This window comes from Aeromicrobium sp. Leaf245, from assembly GCF_942548115.1.
Lineage (GTDB): Bacteria > Actinomycetota > Actinomycetes > Propionibacteriales > Nocardioidaceae > Aeromicrobium.
In genome coordinates, this window is sequence record NZ_OW824151.1 from 160,926 (window position 1) to 182,981 (window position 22,056).

A 22,056-nucleotide genomic window follows, 5' to 3' on the forward strand; every position below is an offset into this window, starting at 1 on the left:
GAGGGCTATTGCCCGTAGACGTTCTGGTAGCGGTCGAACAGGCTCGTGACCTGCTGCTCGGCGATGGGGACGGGCTCGCCCAGCTGGCGGGCCACGTGCACCGTGCGGGCCACGTCCTCGCACATGACGGCGGCCTTGACGGCCGAGCGGGCGTCCTTGCCGATGCTGAACACGCCGTGGTTCTGCATGAGCACGGCCGGGGACCTGCTGCCCTCGAGCGTCTCGACGATGCCGCGGCCGATGGAGTCGTCACCGATGAGCGCGAACGGTCCGACGGGGATGTCGCCACCGAACTCGTCGGCCATCATCGTGAGCACACACGGGATCGGCTCGGCCCGCGACGCCCACGCCGTGGCGTAGGTGGAGTGCGTGTGCACCACGCCCCCGACGTGCGGCATGTGCCGGTAGACGTAGGCCTGGGCGGCGGTGTCCGAGCTGGGCGCGAGGTCGCCCTCGAGCACCTCGCCGTCGAGGTCGCACAGCACCATGTTCTCGGGCGTCAGGTCGTCGTAGGAGACGCCGCTGGGCTTGATCAGCATGAGGTCGTGACCGGGCACGCGCGCCGAGACGTTGCCGGCGGTCCAGACCACCAGCGCGTAGCGGGTCAGCTCGGCGTGCAGTGCGCACACCTGCTCGCGGAGCGTCGTGATCGCTGCCGACACGTCGGCGGTGACGGTCACGACGGATCCTTCCGGGCGTGGCGACGACGGACGGCGTCGCGACGGACCGCGCGCAGCCGGTGCATGACGTCGTTCCCGCCTCGACCGAAGTGATCGTGCAGCGCGGTGTACTCGCCGAACAGGACGTCGTACCGCAGTGCGGCGTCCTCGTCCGGGGTGAACACACCGCGCTGCACCGACCCCATCACCTTCGCGGCGGCGCGTATGTCCGCGTACGCGCCGGCCGCGACGGCGGCATGGAGGGCAGAGCCCAGTGCTGGGCCCTGCTCGGACCCGACGACGGACAGCGGCAGGCGCGTCACGTCGGCGTAGATCTGCATGAGCAGGCGGTTCTTCGACAGCCCCCCGGCCACCACGAGCTCCTCGACGGGGACGCCGGAGGACGTGAAGGCCTCGATGATGGTGCGTGTGCCGAAGGCGGTGGCCTCGATGAGGGCGCGGTACACGTCCTCCGGCCGGGTGGCCAGCGTCTGGCCGACGACGAGCCCCGAGAGCTCGTGGTCGACCAGCACCGAGCGGTTGCCGCTGTGCCAGTCGAGGGCGACGAGACCGTGCTCGCCCACCTCCTGCTCCGCCGCGAGGGCGGTGAGGTGCTCGTGCACGGAGCGGCCGTGCGCGGCCGCCTCCTCGTGCACGGACGGCGGCACGCCGTGCTCGACGAACCAGCCGAAGATGTCACCGACACCGCTCTGTCCGGCCTCGTAGCCCCAGCTGCCGGCGACGATGCCGCCGTCGACGACACCGCACATGCCGGGCACGTCCCGCAGCACGCCGGCGCTCACCACGTGGCACGTGGAGGTGCCCATGATGGCGACCATCTGGCCGTGGTCGACGGCCTGGGCCGCGGGGGCGCTCACGTGGGCGTCGACGTTGCCCACGGCCACGGCGATGCCCTCGGGCAGTCCGGTCCAGGCGGCGGCGCGGGCGGTCAGCGTGCCGGCGCGGTCGCCGAGCTGGCCGATGGGCTGCTCGACCTTGTCGGTCACGTAGCCCGCGAAGCGGGGGTCGAGCGCGGCCAGGAAGTCGCTCGACGGGTACGCGCCGTCCTGCAGCACGCCCTTGTACCCGGCGGAGCAGGCGTTGCGCACGTAGGTGCCGCACAGCTCCCACACGATCCAGTCGGCCGCCTCGACCCAGCGCTCGGTCCGCGCGTACAGGTCGGGATCCTCCTCGAGCAGCTGCAGCCCCTTGGCCAGCTCCCACTCCGAGGACAGGAGTCCGCCGTAGCGCGCCAGCCAGGGCTCGGCACGCTCGGCGGCCAGGCCGTTGACGCGGTCGGCCTGGCCCTGCGCGGCGTGGTGCTTCCAGAGCTTGACGTAGGCGTGGGGCCGGTCGGCGAGGCCGTCGACCTCGTTCAGCGGGGTGCCGTCGACCAGCGTCGGCACCATGGTGCAGGCGGTGAAGTCGGTGGCGATGCCGACGACGTCGGCCGGGTCGATGCCCGCCTCGCGCACGGCGGCGGGCACGGCGACCTGCAGCACCTCGCGGTAGTCCTGCGGCACCTGCAGCGCCCAGTCGGGCTCGAGGTCGACGTCGGCGCCGCCGGTGAGGCTCGCCGGCAGCGTGCGCTCGAGCACCGCGTGCGGGTACGCGTGCACGGCCGAGGCCAGCTCGGCGCCGTCGCTGACACGGACGACGAGCGCACGGCCCGAGAGGGTCCCGTAGTCGACGCCCACCACGTAGGTCTCGCGCGCGGCGCTCATCCCTGTCCTCCTGCGGTAGCCCCGGTGGGACGGGGCGCCGTGCTGGAACGCACGACGAGGTGCGGCGCCACGAGCCGGTCGAGGTCCTCGTCCTCGCCCACGATCGCGGCGTGGAGCACGGCGATCGCGCGACGACCGACGGCCGGGAAGTCCTGCCGGACCGTCGTGAGCGGCGGGATCAGGTAGCCCGCCTCCGGCGAGTCGTCGAAGCCGACGACGCTCACGTCGGCCGGCACGGAGCGTCCGGACTCGTGCAGGGCACGCAGCACGCCGATGGCCATCTGGTCGTTGGCCACGAAGATCGCGTCGACGTCGTGCTGGGTGGCCAGCTCCAGCCCGAGCGCGTAGCCGCACTCGGCGGTCCAGTCGCCCTCGAGGCACGGCCCGGGCTCGAGCCCGGCCGCGACGAGCGCGTCGCGCCACCCCTGGGCGCGAGCCTCGGCCTCGGTCCAGCCTCGCGGGCCGCTGACGTGCGCGATCCGCGTGTGGCCGAGGTCGAGGAGGTGCCGGGTGGCCTCGCTCGCGCCGAGGTGCTGGTCGACGCCGACCGCGAACTTGGCCCGCGTCAGGTCGCCCTCGACCACCACGAGCGGGACGCCCGGGTCCTGGCGGCGGATGAGGTCGAGCGCCTCGTGCTGGGCGGCGATCATGACGATGCCCTCGACGGACTGGCGTCGCAGGTGCTCGATCGCGTCCTGCAGGCCGTCGGCGGTGATGGTCTTCAGCCCGACCGAGCCGGCGAAGTAGCCGGCCTCGCGCGCGGCCTCCTCGACCGTGCGGTGGATGCTGTTCGGCCCGTACAGCCCGGTCTCGGTGCTGATGATGCCGATGATCGACGAACGCCGTGTCACGAGCGTGCGCGCCGCGGTGTTGGGCCGGTAGTCGAGCTCCTTGATGGCCGCGAGGACGCGGTCGCGAGTGGCCTCGCCGACGTGCGGCAGACCGTTCACCACGCGCGAGACCGTCTGGTGGGACACCCCGGCGAGCGCGGCCACGTCGGCCATCACCGGGGTGCGGGGCCCCTCGTGCTTGAGCGTCATGCCTGCCTCCTCGTGAAGAACCGCTGCATGACGACGAACACCAGGAGGAGCACGCCGATCGAGATCTTCGTCCACCACGAGCTGAGCGTCCCGTCGAAGGAGATGAAGGTCTGGATGGTGCCCAGGACGAGCACGCCGAGCAACGACCCCAGCACCATGCCACGGCCGCCGACGAGCAGCGTCCCGCCGATCACCACGGCGGCGATCGCGTCCAGCTCCATGCCCACGGCGTGCAGGCTGTAGCCCGACAGCATGTAGAGCGAGAACAGCAGCCCGGCGAGGGCGGAGCAGAAGCCGCTCACCACGTACACGCCGACCTTCACACGGGCCACGCGCAGGCCCATGAGGACGGCCGACGGCTCGCTGCCGCCGACGGCGTACACCGTGCGTCCGAAGCGGGTCAGGTGCAGCACCCACGCGGCGATCCCGACGACGGCCAGCGCCAGCAGCGCGGTCCAGGTGACGTAGACGTCGCCGGGCAGCGTCACCGTGCCGGAGGCCAGGGTGGAGAAGAACGGGTCGCGGATCGGGATCGACTCCACGCTGATCAGATAGCACAGGCCCCGCGCGAGGAACATGCCCGCGAGCGTGGCGATGAAGGGCTGGATGCCGAGGTAGTGGATCACCAGCCCGTGGCCCAGGCCGATCACGGTGCCGGTGAGCAGCACGGCGATGATCGCGAGCGCCGGGTTCCAGCCTGCCTGCAGGGTCGAGGCGGCCACCATGGTCGAGAGGGCCACCACCGAGCCGACGCTGAGGTCGATGCCGCCCGTGAGGATCACGAACGTCATGCCGACGGCCAGGACGATGAGGAAGGCGTTGTCGACGAAGAGGTTCGCGACGACCTGCGGCGAGGAGAAGCCCTCGTAGCGCGACGACCCGAGGCCGAACATGCCGACGAACACGGCGAAGGTGGCGATCACCGGCAGGTAGCGGTCCGGCGGGCGGTATCCCTTCAGCCGGTCCAGCGCCGAGCCGGTGGAGACGGTCGCGGTGGTCATGCCACACCTGCCTTCGCGCGGGTCGAGGATCGTCGGGCCGCGAGGGCGCCGCGCGCCTGGGGCGACTGCAGCAGGCACACCGCGATGACGGCCACGGCCTTGAACAGGTAGTTCGTCTCGGCCGGGATGCCGATCGTCGGGATCGTCGTCGCGAGCGTCTGGATGAACAGCGCGCCGACGAACGTGCCGGTGAGGGAGAACCGACCACCGGCCAGCGACGTGCCGCCGATGACCACGGCGAGGATCGCGTCGAGCTCGATCCACAGGCCGGCGTTGTTGGCGTCGGCCGCACTCGTGTTCGCGGCGATCATGAGGCCCGCGATGCCGGCGCAGAACGCGGCGAACACGTAGACCGTCCAGATGATGGTGCGGCTGCGGACACCGGCGAGACGGCTCGCCTCGGGGTTGATGCCCACCGACTCGATGAGCATGCCGAGCGCGGTGCGCCGGGTCAGGATCGCGGTGGCGGCGAACACGACGAGCGCCACCAGCACCGCGACGGGCACGGCCAGGAAGAAGCCGGCACCGATGAGTCGGAACGTCGGGTTGTTGACCGTGGTGATCTGCCCGTCGGTCACGAGCATGGCCAGACCACGCCCGGCGGTCATGAGCACGAGCGTCGCGATGATCGGCTGGATGCCCAGCACCGAGACGAGGAAACCGTTCCACAGGCCCAGCAGCACGGCGACGGCGAGCGCCATCGACATCGCGACGATGGCGGTGGCCGCGGCCGACTCCTGCGAGGATCCCGCGATCTGCACGCAGGCCACGGCCCCGGAGATCGCCGCGATCGCGCCGACCGACAGGTCGATGCCGCGGGTGGCGATGACCAGCGTCATCCCCAGTGCCACCAGGAGCACCGGGGCACCGTTGCGCAGGATGTCGATCACGCTGCCGTAGAGGCGCCCGTCCTGCAGACGGATCGAGAGGAAGCCGGGGTTCACCACGACGTTGAGCACGACGAGGGCGAGCAGGGCCAGGACCGGCCACACGAGAGAGCTGCGGAGCAGCGTGCGCACGTCAGGCACGGGTCGCTCCCTTCGGGTCGGCGGGGCCGTGTGCGGGCTGGTCGGACACGTGCTTGCCCTCCTGCACCGCGGTGTCGGGACCGCGGTCGGTGACCACCTCGAGCGAGACCGCCGACTCACCGCCTCCGGCGATCGTGTGCAGCACGTCGGACACCTCGAGGTCGATGTTGACCTGCTCGTCGATCTTGCGGCGGTCGCGCATGACGACCACCCGGTCGGAGAGGCGCAGCACCTCCTCCAGCTCGGCGGAGATGAAGACGACGGCCATGCCCTCACGCGCCAGCTCGGCGACGAGCTGCTGGATCTGCGCCTTGGCGCCCACGTCGATGCCGCGGGTGGGCTCGTCGAGCACCAGCAGCCGTGGCTCGGTGATGAGCCAGCGGGCCAGCAGCACCTTCTGCTGGTTGCCGCCGCTGAGGTTGCGCATGAGGGCGTTCGGGTCGGCCGGGCGGATGTCGAGCGTCTCGATGTAGCGCTGGACCAGCTCGTCCCTCGTCCCCTGCGGCACCCGGCGCAGCCAGCCGCGGGAGGCCTGCAGCGCGAGGATCATGTTGTCGGCGACGGTGAGGTCGCCCACGACGCCCTCGGCGCGACGGTCCTCGCTGGAGAAGGCGACGCCCGCCCCGATCGCGTGCCGGGGGGTGCGCCACGAACGGGTGCGCCCTCCCACCTGCACCTCGCCCTCGTCGGCGACGTCGGCACCGAACAGCAGCCGCGCCAGCTCGGTACGTCCCGACCCGAGCAGGCCGGCGACGCCGACGACCTCGCCGGCGTGCAGCTCGAGGTCCGTGGCCTGCAGCTCGCCCTTGCGTCCGAGCCCCAGCACCTTCAGCACGGGCTCGGCGGCAGGCGCAGCGGGGTCGGCCGGCTCGCGGTCGAGGCGCTCGAGCACCTCGAGCTCACGGCCGATCATCTCCTGCACGAGCTCGAGCTGGGTGAGCGCGGCGGTGCGGTGCTCGGCGATGAACCGTCCGTTGCGCAGCACCGTCATGCGGTCGGACAGCTCGAAGACCTGGTCGAGGAAGTGTGAGACGAACAGGATGGCGACGCCCTGGTCACGCAGCGTGCGCACGACGTCGAAGAGCACCCGGACCTCGTCGGCGTCGAGGCTCGAGGTGGGCTCGTCGAGCACGAGCACCTTCGCCTCGACGTCGACCGCGCGCGCGATCGCCACCAGCTGCTGCACGGCGATGGGATGGCGACCGAGGGTCGATGCGGGGTCGACGTCGAGACCGAGCCGACGCAGCACCTCGCCGGCGTGCCGGTTCATGGCGCGGGTGTCGATGCGGCCCAGCCGACGCGGCTCGCGGCCGAGGAGCATGTTCTCGGCGACCGTCAGGTTCGTGCAGAGGTTGACCTCCTGGTACACCGTGCTGATGCCCGCGGCCTGGCTCTCGGTCGGTCCCGAGAAGCGGTGCTCGGTGCCCCCGACGCGGATCGAGCCGGCGTCGATGGAGTACACGCCCGTGAGCGCCTTGATCAGCGTGGACTTGCCGGCGCCGTTCTCGCCCATGAGGGCGTGCACCTCACCGGGATACAGACGCAGGCCCACGCCGTCGAGGGCCTTGACCCCCGGGAAGCCGATCTCGATGCCGGTCATCACGACCACGGGGTCGACGTCGGGCGTGGCGCCGGGGGCGGGGGCGGCCGCTCTTGCGGCGGTGCCTGCACTCATGTCACTCCTCGGGACAAGGGGGATCGGCCGGGCGGGGTCGATCGGATGGCGGGTCGACCGGTCGGCCGGGTGGGGCGACTCGGGGCGGGGGTCGTGGCAGCGACCCCCGCGCCCGGGTCGGGTCGTTCAGGCGGTCAGTACTGGCGGTCGGCCAGCACGTCCTTCGCCTGCTCGGGGGTGAAGGTCCCCTCCTCGGTGACGACCCGCTTCGGGACCTCGTCACCGGCGACGACCTTCTTCGCGAGGTCCATCAGCTGCGGGCCGAGCAGCGGGTTGCACTCGACGATGAAGTTGATCTTGCCCTCGCTGAGCGCGGTCATCCCGTCCTTCACGGCGTCGACCGTGATGATCTTGATGTCCTCGCCCGGCTTCTTGCCGGCCGCCTCGATGGCCTCGATGGCTCCCAGACCCATGTCGTCGTTGTGCGCGTAGACGACGTCGATGTCGTCGTTGGACTGCAGGAAGGCCTCCATGACCTTCTTGCCGCCGTCACGCGTGAAGTCGCCCGTCTGCGAGGCCACGATCTTGATGGCGTCGTCGGAGGACGTGACGTCCTCGAAGCCGGCCTTGCGGTCGATGGCCGGTGCGGCGCCGGTGGTGCCCTGGAGCTCGACGACGTTGATGTCGCCGTTGCCGTCGACGTCGGCGTCCTCGGCGTTGTCGACCAGCCACTGGCCGGCCTTCTCGCCCTCCTCTACGAAGTCGGAGCCGAGGAACGTGGCGTAGAGCGACTCGTCCTCGGAGTCGACCGCGCGGTCGGTCAGGATCACGGGGATCTTGGCGCGCTTGGCCTCCTGCAGGACCGCGTCCCAGCCGGTCTCGACGACCGGGCTGAAGGCGATCACGTCGACCTTCTGCTGGATGTAGGAGCGGATCGCCTTGATCTGGTTCTCCTGCTTCTGCTGCGCGTCGGAGAACTTGAGGTCGACCCCCTCGGCCTTGGCGGTCTCCTGGACGGACTTCGTGTTGGCGGTGCGCCAGCCGCTCTCGGCGCCGACCTGGGCGAAGCCCATCGTGATCGCGTCGCTCCCGCCGTCGGATCCGCCGCTGTCGGAGCTGCTGCCGCACGCCGTCATGCCTCCCAGCAGGGCGAGCCCTGCCGTCACGGTGATGACCTTCTTCAACATTGCACTACCTCCATGTGGGTCGGCGCCCTTCCGGGCGCCAGGGGGGTCGTGTGGCGGGCGGACAACCGATCACACTCCGATGCCAGATCACGTGACCTGCATCACTGCTTGCCCGATTGTTAACGCTCACAACACGCCGGGTCAAGGGTTTCGCCAAAGAATTGTGAGCGCTCACAACCTGACCGGGGGCGTGCGACCATGGAGCGTGACCCACGACCCACGCCGAACCAGCTGGTCGGGCACGGTGCCCTACCACTTCGCCCGCGAGCAACGTCCCCACGACCTCGACGCACTGCGCGAGCTCGTGGCCGGTTCCACGCGCCTGCGGCCCGTCGGGACCGCCCACACCTTCAACGACCTGCCCGACGCCGCCGCGGGTGCCGAGGTCGCTGCCGTGAGCGTCGCGGCCTTCGACGAGCTGCAGGTCGGTGACGACGGCACGTGGGTCCGGGTCGGGGCGGGCCTGACCCACGCGCAGCTCGCGGTCGCGCTCGAGCCGCACGGCCTGGCGCTCGAGAACCTCGCCTCCCTGCCGCACCTGAACGTCGCCGGAGCCGTGTCCACCGCCACCCACGGGTCCGGCGTCCGCACGGGCAACCTCGCGACCCAGGTGCGCGCCGTCGAGCTGGTGCTGGCCTCCGGCGACGTCGTCACGGTGCGTCGCGGCGAGCCCGACTTCGACGGCACGGTCGTCGGTCTCGGTGCGCTGGGCGTCGTGACCGCGCTCGAGCTCGACGTCGTCCCGGCCGCCGACCACCGTCAGGTGGTGCTGCTCGACGGCGACCCCGAGACGTTGCCGGACCGGCTCGCGTCCGTCCTGGCGCTCGGCCGCAGCGTCAGCGTCTTCACGCTGTGGGACGGCTCGCCCGACCGCGTGTGGGTCAAGTCCCGCGACGGCGACCCCGAGCTCGACCTGACGGCGACGGGGCTCGCGCCCATGACCGGCGAGCAGCACCCGATCCCCGGCCTCGACCCCGTGCACTGCACCGCCCAGCAGGGCGTCCCCGGACCGTGGGTGGAACGGCTCCCGCACTTCCGCCCCGGCTTCCTGCCCAGCGTGGGCGACGAGGTGCAGTCCGAGTTCCACGTCCCGTTCGAGCACGCGGCCGACGCGGCCCGCGCCGTGCGCGCCGTGGGCGAGCACCTCGCCGTCGCGCTGCAGGTCGCCGAGATCCGTGCCGTGGCCGCCGACACCCTGTGGCTCAGTCCGCAGTTCGGGCAGACCACCTGCTCGTTCCACTTCACGTGGGTCGGCGACACCGTCCTGGCCGACGCCGCGGCGCGCGTGGTGGAGGAGGCGTTGGCCCCCTTCGCACCCCGACCGCACTGGGGCAAGCACTTCACCCTCGACGTCCGCCGGGCCTACCCCCGCCTCGACGACTTCCGCGCCCTGCGCGACCGTCTCGACCCCGACCGCACCTTCGTCAACCCCTGGCTCGAGCGCGTGCTGCTCGACGGTTGACCCGTCGGCCCGAATCGAGCGGCGAAGGTGGATCGCCGGGGCACTAGGCTCGACGCATGCACGTCCACGTCGCCGACCACCCGCTCGTCTCCCACAAGCTCACGGTGCTGCGCGACGCGTCCACCGACTCCCCCACGTTCCGACGGCTCGCCGACGAGCTGGTCACGCTGCTCGCCTACGAGGCCACGCGCGACGTGCGGGTCGAGACGGTCGCCGTGACGACCCCCGTGGCCGAGGCCCAGGGCGTACGCCTGGCCGATCCGCGTCCGCTCGTCGTCCCGATCCTGCGCGCGGGCCTGGGCATGCTCGAGGGCATGCAGCGCCTGCTGCCCACCGCCGAGGTCGGCTTCCTCGGCATGGTGCGCAACGAGGAGACCCTCGAGGCCGACACCTACGCCGAGCGCCTGCCCGACGACCTGTCCGGCCGCCAGTGCTACGTGCTCGACCCGATGCTCGCGACGGGCGGCAGCCTGGCGGCTGCCATCCAGTTCCTCGTCGACCGCGGCGCCGACCACATCACGGCCGTGTGCCTGCTGGCCGCTCCCGAGGGCGTCGCGCGCATCGAGCGCGAGATGGAGGAGATCGGCGTGCCGGTGAACCTCGTGGTCGCAGGCCTCGACGAGCGGCTCGACGAGAACGGCTACATCGTCCCCGGTCTCGGTGACGCCGGCGACCGGCTGTACGGCGTCGCCGACTGACGCGACACCCACGCTGCGCGCCACCGCTTCCTCCGGCAGGCTGAGCAGGTGCACGAGGATCCGGTCGACGTCCCCGCAGGACCGTCGACGTCCCCGCAGGACGAGGGCCCGCACCCGCAGCGCTGGCGCATCCTCGCCGTCACCCTGGTGGTCGGGTTCATGTCGCTGCTCGACGTCACGATCGTCAACGTCGCGATCCCGTCGATCCAGGAGGGTCTCGACACCACGCCGGGCACCGTGCAGTGGGTGGTGTCCGGGTACGCGCTCACGTTCGGCCTGACCCTCGTCGCCGGCGGACGGCTCGGCGACGCCTACGGCCGGCGCCGGCTGATGCTCATCGGGCTGGCCGGCTTCGTGGCCTCGAGCGCGGCGGCAGGTCTCGCGCCCACGGCCGAGCTGGTGGTCGTGGCGCGGCTGCTCCAGGGTGCGTCGGCAGGGTTCCTCACCCCGCAGAGCTCCGGGCTGATCCAGCAGCTGTTCTCCGGCGCCGAGCGTGGACGGGCGTTCGGGTACTTCGGCCTCACCGTCTCGATCGCCTCGGCCACGGGGCCGCTGCTCGGCGGGCTCGTGATCGGGCTGGTCGGGGAGGACCTCGGGTGGCGACTCCTGTTCCTCGTCAACGTGCCGATCGGGCTCGTCGCCGCGATCGCCGTCGCGCGCATGGTCCCCGGCCGCCAGGCCGACGGCGGGCCCGGGCGCATCGACGTCCCGGGCGCCGTCCTGCTCGGCCTCTCGGTGCTGTGCCTGCTGTACCCGCTGGTGAGCCTGGAGTCCGGCGCGCGCTGGCCGCTCGTGCTGCTGGTGGGCGTGCCGCTCTTCGGCTGGGCCTTCGGCGCCTGGGAGCACCGCCTCAAGCGGCGCGGACACGAGCCCCTGCTCGACCTCGACCTGCTGCGCCGGCTTCCCGGCTTCGGCAACGGGATGCTCGTGGGCACGGTCTACTTCACCGGCTTCACGGGTGTGTTCCTCGTGGCGTCGGTGTGGCTGCAGGGCTCGCGCGACGTCAGCGCCCTGCACGCCGGGCTGCTGCTGACGCCCTTCGCGCTCGGCTCGGCCATCACGTCGCCGCTGGCGGGTCGCTTGGTGAGCACGGTCGGACGATCGCTCACGGTCGGCGCTCTCATCGTCATGATGGTCGGCGTGCTGGGGGCCGCCCTGGTGGCGCCCGGTCGGGCGACCGACGAGCTGTGGTGGGCGCTCGCCCCGTTCCTGCTGCTGGCCGGCCTCGGCGGTGGCGCCGTCGTGTCGCCGAACATCACCCTCACGCTGCAGGAGGTCCCGCCGCGCATGGGCGGGGCGGCCGGCGGTGCACTGCAGACCGGCCAGCGCATCGGCTCGTCGCTCGGCGCCGCCCTCCTGGCCACCACCTACCAGGTGGTGGCGGGCGGGTCCGGCGGCGACACCGGCATCCGGGTGGCCCTCTTCGTGGCGCTGGCCGTGCTGGCCCTCGCGCTCGCCGCCGCCGTCCTCGCGCTGCGCTCGTCGCGGCGCCTCGCCGGCGCCTGAGCGCCGCCGTCCAGCGTCAGGCGGCGTGCTTGCAGGTGCTGCAGGAGCAGTCGGTGCACACGCAGTTGGCACAGCTGTCGGAGCAGTGGGCGCACGAGCAGACGTTGTGGTTGCAGGTCTCGCACGTGCAGTCGTCGCACACGCAGGTCGCGCAGCTGTCCGAGCAGTGGGCGCACGAGCAGGTGGCGCACTCGTCGTAGTGACCCTCGTGCTCACGGTGCACGTGGCCATCGTGCAGGTAGTCGACGTGGTCCTCGTGCACCACGGCGTCGTGGCCGCAGCCCGGTCCGTGGGTGTGGTCGTGCTTCTCGGCCTCGCGGTGGTCGATGACGGTCATGGGTGGTTCTCCTGGGTGTGATGGAAGGCGTCGAGGAGCACGTGAGCCACGTGCTCGTCGGTGAGGGAGTAGACGACCTCGCGGCCGCGCCGCTCGCCGTCGACGAGGTGCGCGGTGCGCAGGATCCTCAGGTGCTGGGAGACGAGCGGCTGGGACCGCCCGGTCCACGCGACGAGCTCGCCCACGGTCTGCTCCCCCTCGCAGAGCCGGTGCACGATGGCGGCGCGCAGCGGTGTCGACATCGCGTCGAACAGCGCAGCGACGGCGTCGTACGCCGCCACGTCACCCCGCTCAGGCATCCGGCTCACTCATGCAGACATGGTCATATGGCAATACCTGCATGTCAACTCGGGAACGAGACCCACCCGCGGGTACGGGTGGGCCTGGCTCAGAGAGCGCGCAGGATGTCCTCGACGCGGTCCTTCGCGTCGCCGAACAGCATCTGGGAGTTCTCGCGGAAGAACAGCGGGTTCTGCACGCCGGCGTAGCCCGCGGCCATCGAGCGCTTGAACACCACGACGTTCTTGGCCTCCCAGACGCGCAGCACCGGCATGCCCGCGATGGGGCTCGTCGGGTCCTCGGCCGCGGCCGGGTTCACCGTGTCGTTGGCGCCGATCACGAGCACCACGTCGACGTCGGCGAGGTCGTCGTTGACCTCGTCCATCTCGAGCACGATGTCGTAGGGAACCTTGGCCTCCGCCAGCAGCACGTTCATGTGGCCGGGCAGGCGGCCCGCCACCGGGTGGATGCCGAACTTCACGTCGACGCCGCGCTCGCGCAGCTTGCGGGTCAGGTCGGCCACGGGGTACTGCGCCTGGGCCACCGCCATGCCGTAGCCCGGCGTGATGACGACGCTCGACGCGTCCTTGAGCATCTCGGCCACGCCGTCGGCGTCGATCTCGCGGTGCTCGCCGTAGTCCGTGGCGTCGCCGGCGGATGCCTCGATGCCGAAGCCGCCGGCGATCACGGAGATGAACGAGCGGTTCATCGCCTGGCACATGATGTAGCTGAGGTAGGCGCCGGACGACCCGACGAGGGCGCCGGTGACGATCAGCAGGTTGTTGCTCAGCAGGAAGCCGGCGGCGGCCGCGGCCCAGCCCGAGTAGCTGTTGAGCATCGACACGACGACCGGCATGTCGCCGCCACCGATGGACGCCACGAGGTGCCAGCCGAGCGCGAGCGCCAGGGCGGTGACCAGGACGAGCAGCCAGATGTTCGGGTTCGCGACGAACACGACCGTCAGCACGAAGAACAGCACGAGCGCGCCGAGGTTGAGGTAGTTCTTGCCCGGCAGGACGAGGGGCGCGGACTTGATGCGGGCGCTCAGCTTGAGGAACGCGACGATCGAGCCGGTGAACGTGACCGCACCGATGAAGACGCCGACGAAGACCTCGCCCGAGTGGATCCGCTCCAGCGACTCGAGCGGGTACTCGGGGTGCTCGAGGTAGCCGTTCCAGCCCACCAGCACGGCGGCCAGACCGACGAAGGAGTGCAGCAGCGCGATGAGCTCGGGCATGCCGGTCATCTCGACGACGCGAGCCCGCCAGAGACCGATCGCAGCACCGATGGCCACGGCACCGACGAGCAGGACGATGCCCACGGTCTCGGCGTCCTCGACGGCCAGGATGATCGTGGCCACGAGCGCGATGGCCATGCCGGCGATGCCGTAGGCCACGCCCGACGACGCGGTCTCGTGCTTGCTGAGCCCCGCGAGGCTCAGGATGAACAGCAGGGCGGCGACGATGTACGCCGCGGTGGCGATGCTCTCAGCGGTCACAGCGATCAGCCCTTCGAGAACATGCTGAGCATGCGTCGGGTCACGGCGAAGCCGCCGAAGATGTTGATGGACGCGAGCAGCACCGCCACGAACGCGAGCAGGCGGATGGCCCACTCGTTGTCGGCACCCTCACCGACGCCGATCTGCAGCAGGGCACCGACGACGATGATGCCGCTGATGGCGTTCGTGACGCTCATCAGCGGGGTGTGCAGCGCGTGGTGGACCTTGCCGATGACGTAGTAGCCGATGACGATCGACAGCGTGAGCACGAAGAAGTGCTCGGGCAGCGGCGGCGGTGCGAACGCATTGACCAGGAACAGCGCGGCGATGCCCGCGGCGATGAGCAGGTACTTGCCGCGCTGCGTCAGGCCGGGCCTCGGGGCGGGCGCCTCCTTGACGGCCGGCATCTCGGCGGTCGGAGCCGGGGCGGCGGAGACCTGGACCGGCGGCGGGGGCCAGAGCACGTCGCCCTCGTGCACCACCGTCACGCCGCGCTGCACGACGTCGTCGTGGTCGAGGACCAGCTGACCGTCCTTGCCGGGCGTGAGCAGCGTCAGCAGGTTGACGAGGTTCTGGCCGTACAGCTGCGAGGCCTGCGTCGGCAGGCGACCGGGCAGGTCGGTGTAGCCGAGGATCGTCACGCCGTTCGCGGTCACGACCTTCTCGCCCGCCACGGACCCGGCCACGTTGCCGCCCTGCGCGGCGGCCATGTCGACGACGACGCTGCCCGGCTTCATCGCGGCCACGTCGGCCTCGGTGAGCAGCCGCGGCGCCTGGCGGCCGGGGATGAGGGCCGTGGTGATGACGATGTCGACGTCGGCGGCCTGCTCGGAGTAGATCTCCGCGGCGCGTCGGTCGTACTCCTCGCTGGTGGCCTTGGCGTAGCCGTCGGTGGACTTCTCGACCTCCACGTCGACGGCCAGGTACTCGCCTCCGATGGACTTGACCTGGTCGGCCACCTCGGGGCGGGGGTCGGTGGCGCGCACGATGGCGCCGAGGCTCGACGCAGCACCGATGGCGGCCAGCCCGGCCACACCGGCGCCGGCCACGAGGACCTTGGCGGGCGGGACCTTGCCGGCAGCCGTGACCTGGCCGGTGAAGAAGCGGCCGAACTCGTGCGCGGCCTCGACGACGGCGCGGTAGCCGGCGATGTTGGCCATGGACGAGAGCACGTCCATCGACTGGGCGCGCGAGATGCGCGGCACGGCGTCCATCGCGAGCACGGTGAGCGGACGAGCGGCGAGGGCCTCGAGCAGCTCCGGGCTCGTCGCGGGCGCGATGAGGCTGACGAGCGTGGCGTGGTCGTTCAGCCGCGAGATCTCGTCGGTCGTCGGAGCGTTGACCTTGAGCACGACGTCGGCGGACCAGGCGTCGGCTCCGGGCACGACCGAGGCACCGGCCTCGGCGAAGGCCGCGTCGGCGAAGGCCGCGCGGGCACCCGCGCCGGACTCCACGAGCACCTCGTAGCCGAGCTTCTCCAGACGTACGACCGTCGCGGGAGTCGCGGCCACCCGGGTCTCCCCTGGGCGCGACTCGGCGACCACTCCGATCCTCATTCCGCGGACACTAGCGGAGGGCCTCGGGGGCGACCACCTCATGAGACGCGTGTCTCAGGGAGCGGATCCGCGCGACGAGCGGCAGGTGGCGCGGGACGAGTGGTCGCATCCGGACCCTGCTCAGCAGCCTGCGAGCACCTCCCGGAGCGCAGTCTTCTCGGCGGAGTCGACGGCCAGGCCCCAACGGTGCTTGACCGCGATCCAGTCCGACACGTAGGTGCAGCGGTACGACGTCGCGGGGGGCATCCAGGAGTCGGGGTCCTGGTCGCTCTTGGACCTGTTCGACGACGCGGAGACGGCGATGAGGCTGCGCCCGTCCCCCAGGTCGTTGGCGAAGTCCTCGCGCTTCGTCGCGCTCCAGCCCGAGGCGCCAGAGATCCACGCCTCCTTGAGCGGGACCATGTGGTCGATGTCCATGCCGCCCGCGTCGGTGAAGCGCACCCCGTCGTAGGCCGACGTCCACGACCCGCTGGTGATGGTGCACGTGCCGGTGTGGCCGGTCGACGTCGAGGACTCGTCCTTCAGCACCTCGGCCCGCGTGGTGCAGCCGTCGCCGTCGGCGTCGATCCAGTGCCGGAAGGCGTCACGGTCGTACGTGGTCCCGCCGGCCTCCGACCGGACGGTCAGCTCGGCCAGCTGGGTCTCCGGCGAGGCCGACGCGGCCGGGGCCACGAGCACGGTCGCCACGAGTGTGGTGGCGAGCGCGACGAGAAGCGTGCGAAGCCGCCGCGGTGGCACGAGGTCGGACGAGTGGTGAGCAGGCGCGATGACAGGCACCGACATGGTGGGACTCCCCCCGAAGTCACTGGTCAGGTCGAGAGGACCGTAGGCACGGCAGCCGTCCGAGGGGAAGGGACCGACGCCGTCGTTCACCAGAACGTCATGCCCCCGGCGTCTCGACGCGTCGGCGACGATCCACCGACGACGGACCGTCGCCAGCGCGTCAGGTCGCGGGTCGCACGGCCCACCACGCGGCTATTCATGATCCTGACTACTTGACTCCTCGAACTACTCGCATCTACGGTCGCGGCATGAGCGAACCGTCGGAGGCCGAGTGGCTGCGCGGGGCCCTGCCCTTCCTGGCCCTCCTCACGCTGCGCGACGGCGCGCTGCACGGCTACGCGATCGCGCAACGACTCGAGGAGCTGAGCCTGTTCGGTCTCAAGGTCGGCACGCTCTACCCCGTGCTCAACCGGCTGGAGTCGCAGGACCTGGTGCGAGCCGAGTGGGTCGCGGGCGACGGCGGCCCCGGCCGCAAGCAGTACGCGCTCACCGACGCCGGCCGTACTCGCCTCGACTCCATGAGCGACGCGTGGGGCGACTTCGCCTCCCGGGTGGCCGCCGCGATCGCCCCCACGACCACGAGGAGCACCCGATGAGCGCCACCGAGCTGACCTGGCCGCAGAAGCAGGACGGCGACTGGGCCGACACCTTCACCTGGCACGCAGCCTGGGCCACGGCCGCCCGCAAGGACGACATCCGAGGCTGGCTCGACGTCGTGCACGAGGCCGTCGTCGACTCCGGCGGCACGGCCGAGGAGCTCTTCGGCCCGGCGCGCGACGCGGCGGAGACCTTCGCCCAGGACCTCCCCCCGGAGCAGCGTGCGGCCGGCGACCTCGACGAGGGCACGTGGTCCGACCTCCCACGCACGCTTCTGGCGATGGCGGGGTGGTTCCTGATGGCGCTCGGCATCGCCAGGCTCGTGAGCGAGGGCTGGAGCACCGACCTCACCGCCCCCGGGGCCGCGGTCTTCGCGGCGCTGGTCCTCGGCGCGGGAGGGCTGGGCACGGCCGGCCTGGCCTGGCGGTCGGGACGACCGGTCGCCACCGGCGCGTGGGTGCTCGCCAGCCTCGCGCTCGTCGTCGTGGCGGTCTACGCGGCGATGGAGCTCCTGGACCGGGAGCGGAGCCTCGGCTCGGTGCCGACCCTGACGCTCCCGGCGATCGGCGCTGTCCTGCTCGTGGTCTGGTGGAGGCTGCCCGAGCGCAAGCCCGCGATCGACGACAGCTCCCGCACCTGGCCCGCCGAGCGCTGGTTCACCCGCATGGAGTGGCTTCTGCGCGGACGTCACAAGATGCCGCGCGAGACGGCCCGTCGACTCACGGCCGAGACGCGCGCCCACGCGGAGGAGACCGGCGAGCATCCGTTCGAGTCGTTCGGTCCGCCGCAGGTGCACGCGCTCGCCCTGGCCGAGGCCGACCTCCGCACGGTGGTCTACCGCGACCGGTCCGAGCGTCGCTGGCACCTGCTGTTCGCGATCTTCGCGGCCGCGGTCGTGGTGACCAACGTCGTCAGCGGCAACGTCGACTGGTCGACCTGGGTGTTCGTCGGGGCGGGCCTCCTGTCGCTGGGTCTCGCGCTGCACCGGAGGCCGAGCCCCGCGCACTGACGTCCGGACATGACGGCGGGCAGGACCCGAGAGTCCTGCCCGCCGTCATGCTCCCAACCGGGAGGTCAGTTGCCGTCGTCACCCGAGGTGGTGTTGACGGTGATCTTGGCGATGCCCACGAGCAGCTCGGGGGTGACCGCGTCGGTGTCGAACGTCTGGTTCAGCAGGTCGGCGGCGACCGGGCTGATGAGCACCTGGGTGCCCTCGAGGATCGCCGTGTCGCCCTCGGACTGCAGCGGCTTCAGCGTGCTGCCGTTCAGCGTGAAGATGTAGGCGCTGGTCACGGCAGTCTCGCCGTTGACCGCCACGTCGCCGTAGACGCGCGAGGCGCCCGGGTCGACGTTCAGGTTCGTGATCTCGACCTCGGTGTCGCCGGCGGTCAGCGAGAAGCCCGAGCCCTCGTGCTGGATCTGGCCGATCACGTAGGGCGAGACCTCGCCCGGCGTGAAGACCTCGACGTTGCCGCCGGTGATCGGGAAGACGAGCGAGCCGTCCTCGAGCGCGCCGTCGCCGACGGTGCCCGGGGTGAGTCCGAGGGACTCGAGGGCGTCGGTGAAGCCGGTGTCGAGCGCGACGGCGGTGTCCTCACCGGTCAGCGCGGTGATCGAGGCGACGGCCTTCGGAGGCGTCGAGCTCGAGGAGCTGCTGTCCGACGAGGAGCCGGAGTCCGAGCCCGAGCTGCAGGCGGCGAGGGGGAGTGCGGCGACGGCCACGACGGCCAGGCTCGCGAAGAACTTCTTGGTGGGGTGCAGGGTGCTCATTGGAGCCACGTCCTTGATGGGGGGCACCCGCCATGTCTTGGCGGGTGGAAGTACCCCTAGTTCGCCACCATGTCGATCACGTATTGGTGTGGTGACCCGCGACACCCCGTCCAGGACGGCTCAGTAGTACCAGGGGAACTCCGACCAGTCGGGGTCGCGCTTCTCGAGGAACTGGTCGCGGCCCTCCTGCGCCTCGTCGGTCATGTAGGCCAGGCGGGTGGTCTCGCCCATGAGCACCTGCTGGCCGACGAGTCCGTCGTCGATCATGTTGAAGGAGTACTTGAGCATGCGCTGCGCGGTGGGGCTCTTGCCGTTGATCATGCGGCCCCACTCCAGCGCCGTGGCCTCGAGCTCGGCGTGCGGGACCGCGCGGTTGACGGTGCCCATCCGGACGCCGTCCTCGGCGGAGTACTCCTCGGCCAGGAAGAAGATCTCGCGGGCGAACTTCTGACCCACCTGGCGGGCGAGGTAGGCCGAGCCGAAGCCACCGTCGAAGCTGCCGACGTCGGCGTCGGTCTGCTTGAAGCGGGCGTGCTCGGCGCTCGCGATGGTGAGGTCGGAGACGACGTGCAGGCTGTGACCGCCGCCGGCCGCCCAGCCCGGCACGACGCAGACGACGACCTTCGGCATGAAGCGGATGAGCCGCTGCACCTCGAGGATGTGCAGGCGGGCCAGCCGCGCCTTGTCCACCGGGCTGGGCTCCTCGGCCCCGGTGTCCGACCCCGACGCCGACACGTCCTCGTACTGGTAGCCGAACCGGCCGCGGATGCGCTGGTCGCCGCCGGTGCAGAAGGATCGCTTGCCGTTCTTCTCGCTCGGGCCGTTGCCGGTGAGCAGCACGCAGCCGACGTCTGCCGACGTGCGTGCGTGGTCGAGGACCTGCAGCAGCTCGTCGACGGTGTGCGGGCGGAACGCGTTGAGCACGTCGGGGCGGTCGAAGGCCACGCGGACCGTGCCGTGCTCGACGGCGCGGTGGTACGTGACGTCGGTCAGGTGCTCGAAGCCGGCCACCTCGTTCCACGCGGAGGGGTCGAAGGTCTCGGACACGCCGGGCAGTGCACTCATGGCGCGAACGTATCGTTGACCGCCGCACCCGTGTCTGCTGACCTGTCTGCATGGACGCCCCCGAGGAGTCGGCATGACCGCACCCACCCCCACCGGTCGCCACGAGCGACGCGGCACCGACGACCACCTCGTCTGGGAACGGACCTTCCGCGCCCCGATCGACGACATCTGGGCGTCGGTCACCGAGTCCGACCGCCTGGCCCGCTGGTTCGGCACCTGGACCGGCGACCCGGCCGACGGCTTCGTGACGGTTCAGATGAACGCCGAGGGCGACGCCGCCGAGCCGTCCCGCTTCGAGATCCGCGCGTGCGACGCCCCGACCCACCTCGCCGTCGACGTCGTGGACGAGGGCGGGGCCTGGTACCTCGACCTCGAGCTGCGGGAGTCCGACGGCACCACGACGCTCCTCTTCGCCCAGCGGATCCACGACGTCTCGATCGTCGAGCACACCGGCCCCGGCTGGGAGTGGTACCTCGACCGGCTCGTGACCTCGGCGTCCGGAGCGGACCCCGACGACCTGGACTTCGACGCCTACCTCGCCGCCACGCACGACCACTACCGCGCACTCCAGGACACGCTCACCCCCGACCGACCCCGGTGACTCCCACGTCGCACGATGCGTCACACCTGCGTGACGAACTCAGATACCGTCGGTATGTTGACCGCATGGCACTCTTCGCCCGCAAGGGCTTCTCCGGCAAGGTCCTGGTCGTCACCGGTGCGGCGCGCGGCATCGGCGCCGGGGTCGCGCGGGCCTACGTCGCGAAGGGCGGCCGCGTCGCGCTGCTGGGCCTGGAGCCCGAGCTGCTCGAGGCGCTCGCCACCGAGCTGGGCCCTGCGGCGGCCTGGTGGGAGGCCGACGCCCGCGACGGCCGCGCCATGACCGCCGCCATCGATGCCGCTGCCGCCCACTTCGGCCGCATCGACCACGTGCTCGCCAACGCCGGGATCGCCTCGTACGGCACGGTCCGCCAGATCGACGAGGACTCCTTCGAGCGGGTCATCGACATCAACGTCAACGGTGTCTACCGCACCCTGCACGCGTCGATCCCGCACCTGGAGAAGTCCAAGGGCTACGCGCTCGTCGTCGCCTCCCTCGCCTCCTTCACCAACCTGGCCGGCCTCGCGTCGTACAACGCCAGCAAGGCCGGCGCCGAGTCGCTGGCGCTCGTCGCCCGCCAGGAGGTCGCGCACCTCGGCGTCAAGGTCGGCGTCGCCCACCCGTCGTGGATCGACACCGACATCGTCCGCGGCGCCGAGGCCGACCTGCCGACGTTCAAGGTCATCCGCGGCAAGCTCCCGTTCCCGGCGAACGCCACCACCACGCTGGCCGAGTGCGTCGACGCGATCGTCGCGGGACTCGCCAAGCGGAAGACCCGCGTCTACGTGCGCCGCGGCGTCGTCGTGGCCAACTGGACCAAGCCGCTCGTGAACTCCCCGATCGGCTGGGCCGTCATGCGCCCGCAGCTGAAGAAGCACGTGCCCGACCTCGAGCGCGAGGTCGCGGCGCTGGGCCGCTTCCAGCACGCCCACGTCCCCTTGACCGACCCCAAGAAGCCGGTGGTCGAGGAGCCCGAGGGCCCCTGACAGCCCGTCCGGCCCAGCCGCGTCAGGCCTGGACGGACCCGGCGAGGCTCACCATGTGGCCCAGCCGGGCCAGCTCGGAGGCCAGGAACTCCGGTCCGCCGTGGCGTCCGACCACGACGACGAACACCTGACCGCTGCGGTCCTTCGCCTGGGTGCCGGCGAGCAACGTCGACGACCAGGCGTCCACGGAGTCGAGCGCACGCGAGCTGCGGATCGAGAGCCACGACGCCGCGTCAGGCACCAGCTTCGGCGCCGAGGGCGAGGCACTGAGCACGGCCGCCTCCCCGTCGACCCGGTGCACGGCCATGGCCCAGTCGGTGCGGAAGGTGGGCGGCACGACCTCCACGAGCCGTTCGATCGCGTGCGCGGGCTCGGCGGTGAACGCCTCGACGGCCTCGAGGTCCATGCTGAGGTTCGCGCCGGCGTTGTAGCGGCTGATCCAGTGGACCCGCACGCCCTCGAGCTCGTGGCAGGCCGTGATGAGCGCGTCGGCCATGACCTGGGGCGGCAGCTCGAGGAGCACGTCGTCCACGGCCTTGCCGTCGGAGCGGTGCTCCACGATCTCGATGGCCTCGATGTCGGCACCTGCACCACCGAGCGCCGACGCCATCGCGCCCAGGGAGCCCGGTACGTCGGGCAGCTCCACGCGCAGCAGGTAGGCCAT

General features: G+C 71.4%; 22 protein-coding genes. 7 read left to right on the plus strand and 15 right to left on the minus strand.

The window, feature by feature from the left end; genetic code table 11:
* Positions 1–5: 5 nt before the first annotated feature.
* The 7 genes from NBW76_RS00810 to NBW76_RS00840 all read right to left on the minus strand — a co-directional run bounded on the left by NBW76_RS00810 (position 6) and on the right by NBW76_RS00840 (position 8,254).
* Positions 6–680, minus strand: a complete 675-nt coding sequence (locus tag NBW76_RS00810; protein ID WP_056552012.1) for an L-ribulose-5-phosphate 4-epimerase — start codon at positions 678–680, stop codon at positions 6–8.
* The gene (gene araB / locus NBW76_RS00815; RefSeq protein ID WP_056552015.1) at positions 677–2,383 is read right to left on the minus strand and encodes a ribulokinase; all 1,707 of its coding nucleotides are present in this window, start codon (positions 2,381–2,383) and stop codon (positions 677–679) included. The genes NBW76_RS00810 and araB overlap by 4 nt, the downstream gene beginning before the upstream one ends.
* Positions 2,380–3,423, minus strand: coding sequence for a LacI family DNA-binding transcriptional regulator (locus NBW76_RS00820; protein WP_056552018.1), 1,044 nt, complete (start codon positions 3,421–3,423; stop codon positions 2,380–2,382). The genes araB and NBW76_RS00820 overlap by 4 nt, the downstream gene beginning before the upstream one ends.
* A complete protein-coding gene (gene yjfF, locus NBW76_RS00825) occupies positions 3,420–4,424 on the minus strand; it encodes a galactofuranose ABC transporter, permease protein YjfF (RefSeq protein ID WP_056552022.1) in 1,005 nt (334 codons plus the stop codon). The genes NBW76_RS00820 and yjfF overlap by 4 nt, the downstream gene beginning before the upstream one ends.
* A complete protein-coding gene (locus NBW76_RS00830) occupies positions 4,421–5,452 on the minus strand; it encodes an ABC transporter permease (protein ID WP_200914451.1) in 1,032 nt (343 codons plus the stop codon). The genes yjfF and NBW76_RS00830 overlap by 4 nt, the downstream gene beginning before the upstream one ends.
* Positions 5,445–7,127 carry a sugar ABC transporter ATP-binding protein gene (locus NBW76_RS00835; RefSeq protein WP_082480587.1) on the minus strand — a complete coding sequence of 561 codons (1,683 nt, stop codon included), beginning with the start codon at positions 7,125–7,127 and terminating at the stop codon, positions 5,445–5,447. The genes NBW76_RS00830 and NBW76_RS00835 overlap by 8 nt, the downstream gene beginning before the upstream one ends.
* Before the next feature lie 134 nt (positions 7,128–7,261).
* The gene (locus NBW76_RS00840; protein ID WP_056552025.1) at positions 7,262–8,254 is read right to left on the minus strand and encodes an ABC transporter substrate-binding protein; all 993 of its coding nucleotides are present in this window, start codon (positions 8,252–8,254) and stop codon (positions 7,262–7,264) included.
* 205 nt (positions 8,255–8,459) lie between these two features.
* Between NBW76_RS00840 and NBW76_RS00845 the strand changes: the two genes are divergently transcribed.
* The 3 genes from NBW76_RS00845 to NBW76_RS00855 are packed head-to-tail and all read left to right on the plus strand — an operon-like array spanning position 8,460 to position 11,920.
* Positions 8,460–9,716 (plus strand): D-arabinono-1,4-lactone oxidase, encoded by a 1,257-nt coding sequence (locus NBW76_RS00845; protein ID WP_200932634.1) that lies wholly within the window; start codon positions 8,460–8,462, stop codon positions 9,714–9,716.
* A gap of 56 nt (positions 9,717–9,772) precedes the next feature.
* A complete protein-coding gene (gene upp / locus NBW76_RS00850) occupies positions 9,773–10,414 on the plus strand; it encodes a uracil phosphoribosyltransferase (protein ID WP_056552030.1) in 642 nt (213 codons plus the stop codon).
* Positions 10,415–10,462: 48 nt separating this feature from the next.
* Positions 10,463–11,920, plus strand: a complete 1,458-nt coding sequence (locus NBW76_RS00855) for an MFS transporter (RefSeq protein WP_055961451.1) — start codon at positions 10,463–10,465, stop codon at positions 11,918–11,920.
* Positions 11,921–11,936: 16 nt separating this feature from the next.
* Here the strand turns inward: NBW76_RS00855 and NBW76_RS00860 are convergent, their stop codons facing one another.
* The 5 genes from NBW76_RS00860 to NBW76_RS00880 form a co-directional block, all read right to left on the minus strand.
* Complete coding sequence (locus NBW76_RS00860; protein ID WP_055961454.1) at positions 11,937–12,257, minus strand: hypothetical protein; 321 nt, start codon at positions 12,255–12,257, stop codon at positions 11,937–11,939.
* Positions 12,254–12,556 (minus strand): helix-turn-helix transcriptional regulator, encoded by a 303-nt coding sequence (locus NBW76_RS00865; RefSeq protein WP_056552032.1) that lies wholly within the window; start codon positions 12,554–12,556, stop codon positions 12,254–12,256. Before NBW76_RS00865 ends, NBW76_RS00860 begins: the two co-directional genes overlap by 4 nt.
* 89 nt (positions 12,557–12,645) lie before the next feature.
* Positions 12,646–14,043: a Re/Si-specific NAD(P)(+) transhydrogenase subunit beta gene (gene pntB / locus NBW76_RS00870; protein WP_369814934.1), complete on the minus strand. Its 1,398-nt coding sequence runs from the start codon at positions 14,041–14,043 to the stop codon at positions 12,646–12,648.
* Entirely contained in the window at positions 14,040–15,590 is a 1,551-nt protein-coding gene (locus NBW76_RS00875; protein WP_056552038.1) for a Re/Si-specific NAD(P)(+) transhydrogenase subunit alpha, read from the minus strand. Before NBW76_RS00875 ends, pntB begins: the two co-directional genes overlap by 4 nt.
* A 120-nt stretch (positions 15,591–15,710) precedes the next feature.
* Complete coding sequence (locus tag NBW76_RS00880) at positions 15,711–16,373, minus strand: HNH endonuclease family protein (RefSeq protein ID WP_082481081.1); 663 nt, start codon at positions 16,371–16,373, stop codon at positions 15,711–15,713.
* 248 nt (positions 16,374–16,621) lie between these two features.
* Between NBW76_RS00880 and NBW76_RS00885 the strand changes: the two genes are divergently transcribed.
* Positions 16,622–16,969, plus strand: coding sequence for a PadR family transcriptional regulator (locus tag NBW76_RS00885; RefSeq protein WP_056552040.1), 348 nt, complete (start codon positions 16,622–16,624; stop codon positions 16,967–16,969).
* Positions 16,966–17,979 (plus strand): hypothetical protein, encoded by a 1,014-nt coding sequence (locus tag NBW76_RS00890; protein WP_056552043.1) that lies wholly within the window; start codon positions 16,966–16,968, stop codon positions 17,977–17,979. The genes NBW76_RS00885 and NBW76_RS00890 overlap by 4 nt, the downstream gene beginning before the upstream one ends.
* Positions 17,980–18,044: 65 nt before the next feature.
* Here the strand turns inward: NBW76_RS00890 and NBW76_RS00895 are convergent, their stop codons facing one another.
* Together NBW76_RS00895 and NBW76_RS00900 are read right to left on the minus strand one after the other, a co-directional pair.
* On the minus strand, positions 18,045–18,740 hold the full coding sequence (locus NBW76_RS00895) for a hypothetical protein (RefSeq protein WP_056552046.1): 696 nt from the start codon (positions 18,738–18,740) through the stop codon (positions 18,045–18,047).
* A 120-nt stretch (positions 18,741–18,860) separates the two neighbouring features.
* Entirely contained in the window at positions 18,861–19,805 is a 945-nt protein-coding gene (locus tag NBW76_RS00900; protein ID WP_056552050.1) for a 1,4-dihydroxy-2-naphthoyl-CoA synthase, read from the minus strand.
* Positions 19,806–19,878: 73 nt separating this feature from the next.
* Here NBW76_RS00900 and NBW76_RS00905 point away from each other — a divergent pair, with 73 nt between their 5' ends.
* Together NBW76_RS00905 and NBW76_RS00910 are read left to right on the plus strand one after the other, a co-directional pair.
* Positions 19,879–20,406: an SRPBCC domain-containing protein gene (locus NBW76_RS00905; protein WP_056552054.1), complete on the plus strand. Its 528-nt coding sequence runs from the start codon at positions 19,879–19,881 to the stop codon at positions 20,404–20,406.
* 65 nt (positions 20,407–20,471) lie between these two features.
* The gene (locus NBW76_RS00910; protein ID WP_056552057.1) at positions 20,472–21,392 is read left to right on the plus strand and encodes a short-chain dehydrogenase/reductase; all 921 of its coding nucleotides are present in this window, start codon (positions 20,472–20,474) and stop codon (positions 21,390–21,392) included.
* 22 nt (positions 21,393–21,414) lie between these two features.
* On the opposite strand, the gene NBW76_RS00915 is transcribed toward NBW76_RS00910, so the two are convergent.
* Positions 21,415–22,056, minus strand: coding sequence for a hypothetical protein (locus NBW76_RS00915; protein ID WP_056552060.1), 642 nt, complete (start codon positions 22,054–22,056; stop codon positions 21,415–21,417).

Bases quoted from the DNA above. Each gene is read 5' to 3' on its own strand.
- NBW76_RS00885 (WP_056552040.1), top strand. From the start codon at position 16,622: ATGAGCGAACCGTCGGAGGCCGAGTGGCTGCGCGGGGCCCTGCCCTTC.
- NBW76_RS00865 (WP_056552032.1), bottom strand. From the start codon at position 12,556: ATGCCTGAGCGGGGTGACGTGGCGGCGTACGACGCCGTCGCTGCGCTG.
- NBW76_RS00835 (WP_082480587.1), bottom strand. From the start codon at position 7,127: ATGAGTGCAGGCACCGCCGCAAGAGCGGCCGCCCCCGCCCCCGGCGCC.
- upp (WP_056552030.1), top strand. From the start codon at position 9,773: ATGCACGTCCACGTCGCCGACCACCCGCTCGTCTCCCACAAGCTCACG.
- NBW76_RS00915 (WP_056552060.1), bottom strand. From the start codon at position 22,056: ATGGCCTACCTGCTGCGCGTGGAGCTGCCCGACGTACCGGGCTCCCTG.
- NBW76_RS00840 (WP_056552025.1), bottom strand. From the start codon at position 8,254: ATGTTGAAGAAGGTCATCACCGTGACGGCAGGGCTCGCCCTGCTGGGA.
- NBW76_RS00900 (WP_056552050.1), bottom strand. From the start codon at position 19,805: ATGAGTGCACTGCCCGGCGTGTCCGAGACCTTCGACCCCTCCGCGTGG.
- NBW76_RS00860 (WP_055961454.1), bottom strand. From the start codon at position 12,257: ATGACCGTCATCGACCACCGCGAGGCCGAGAAGCACGACCACACCCAC.
- NBW76_RS00890 (WP_056552043.1), top strand. From the start codon at position 16,966: ATGAGCGCCACCGAGCTGACCTGGCCGCAGAAGCAGGACGGCGACTGG.
- NBW76_RS00820 (WP_056552018.1), bottom strand. From the start codon at position 3,423: ATGACGCTCAAGCACGAGGGGCCCCGCACCCCGGTGATGGCCGACGTG.
- NBW76_RS00875 (WP_056552038.1), bottom strand. From the start codon at position 15,590: ATGAGGATCGGAGTGGTCGCCGAGTCGCGCCCAGGGGAGACCCGGGTG.
- NBW76_RS00905 (WP_056552054.1), top strand. From the start codon at position 19,879: ATGACCGCACCCACCCCCACCGGTCGCCACGAGCGACGCGGCACCGAC.
- yjfF (WP_056552022.1), bottom strand. From the start codon at position 4,424: ATGACCACCGCGACCGTCTCCACCGGCTCGGCGCTGGACCGGCTGAAG.
- NBW76_RS00895 (WP_056552046.1), bottom strand. From the start codon at position 18,740: ATGAGCACCCTGCACCCCACCAAGAAGTTCTTCGCGAGCCTGGCCGTC.
- NBW76_RS00880 (WP_082481081.1), bottom strand. From the start codon at position 16,373: ATGTCGGTGCCTGTCATCGCGCCTGCTCACCACTCGTCCGACCTCGTG.
- araB (WP_056552015.1), bottom strand. From the start codon at position 2,383: ATGAGCGCCGCGCGCGAGACCTACGTGGTGGGCGTCGACTACGGGACC.
- NBW76_RS00910 (WP_056552057.1), top strand. From the start codon at position 20,472: ATGGCACTCTTCGCCCGCAAGGGCTTCTCCGGCAAGGTCCTGGTCGTC.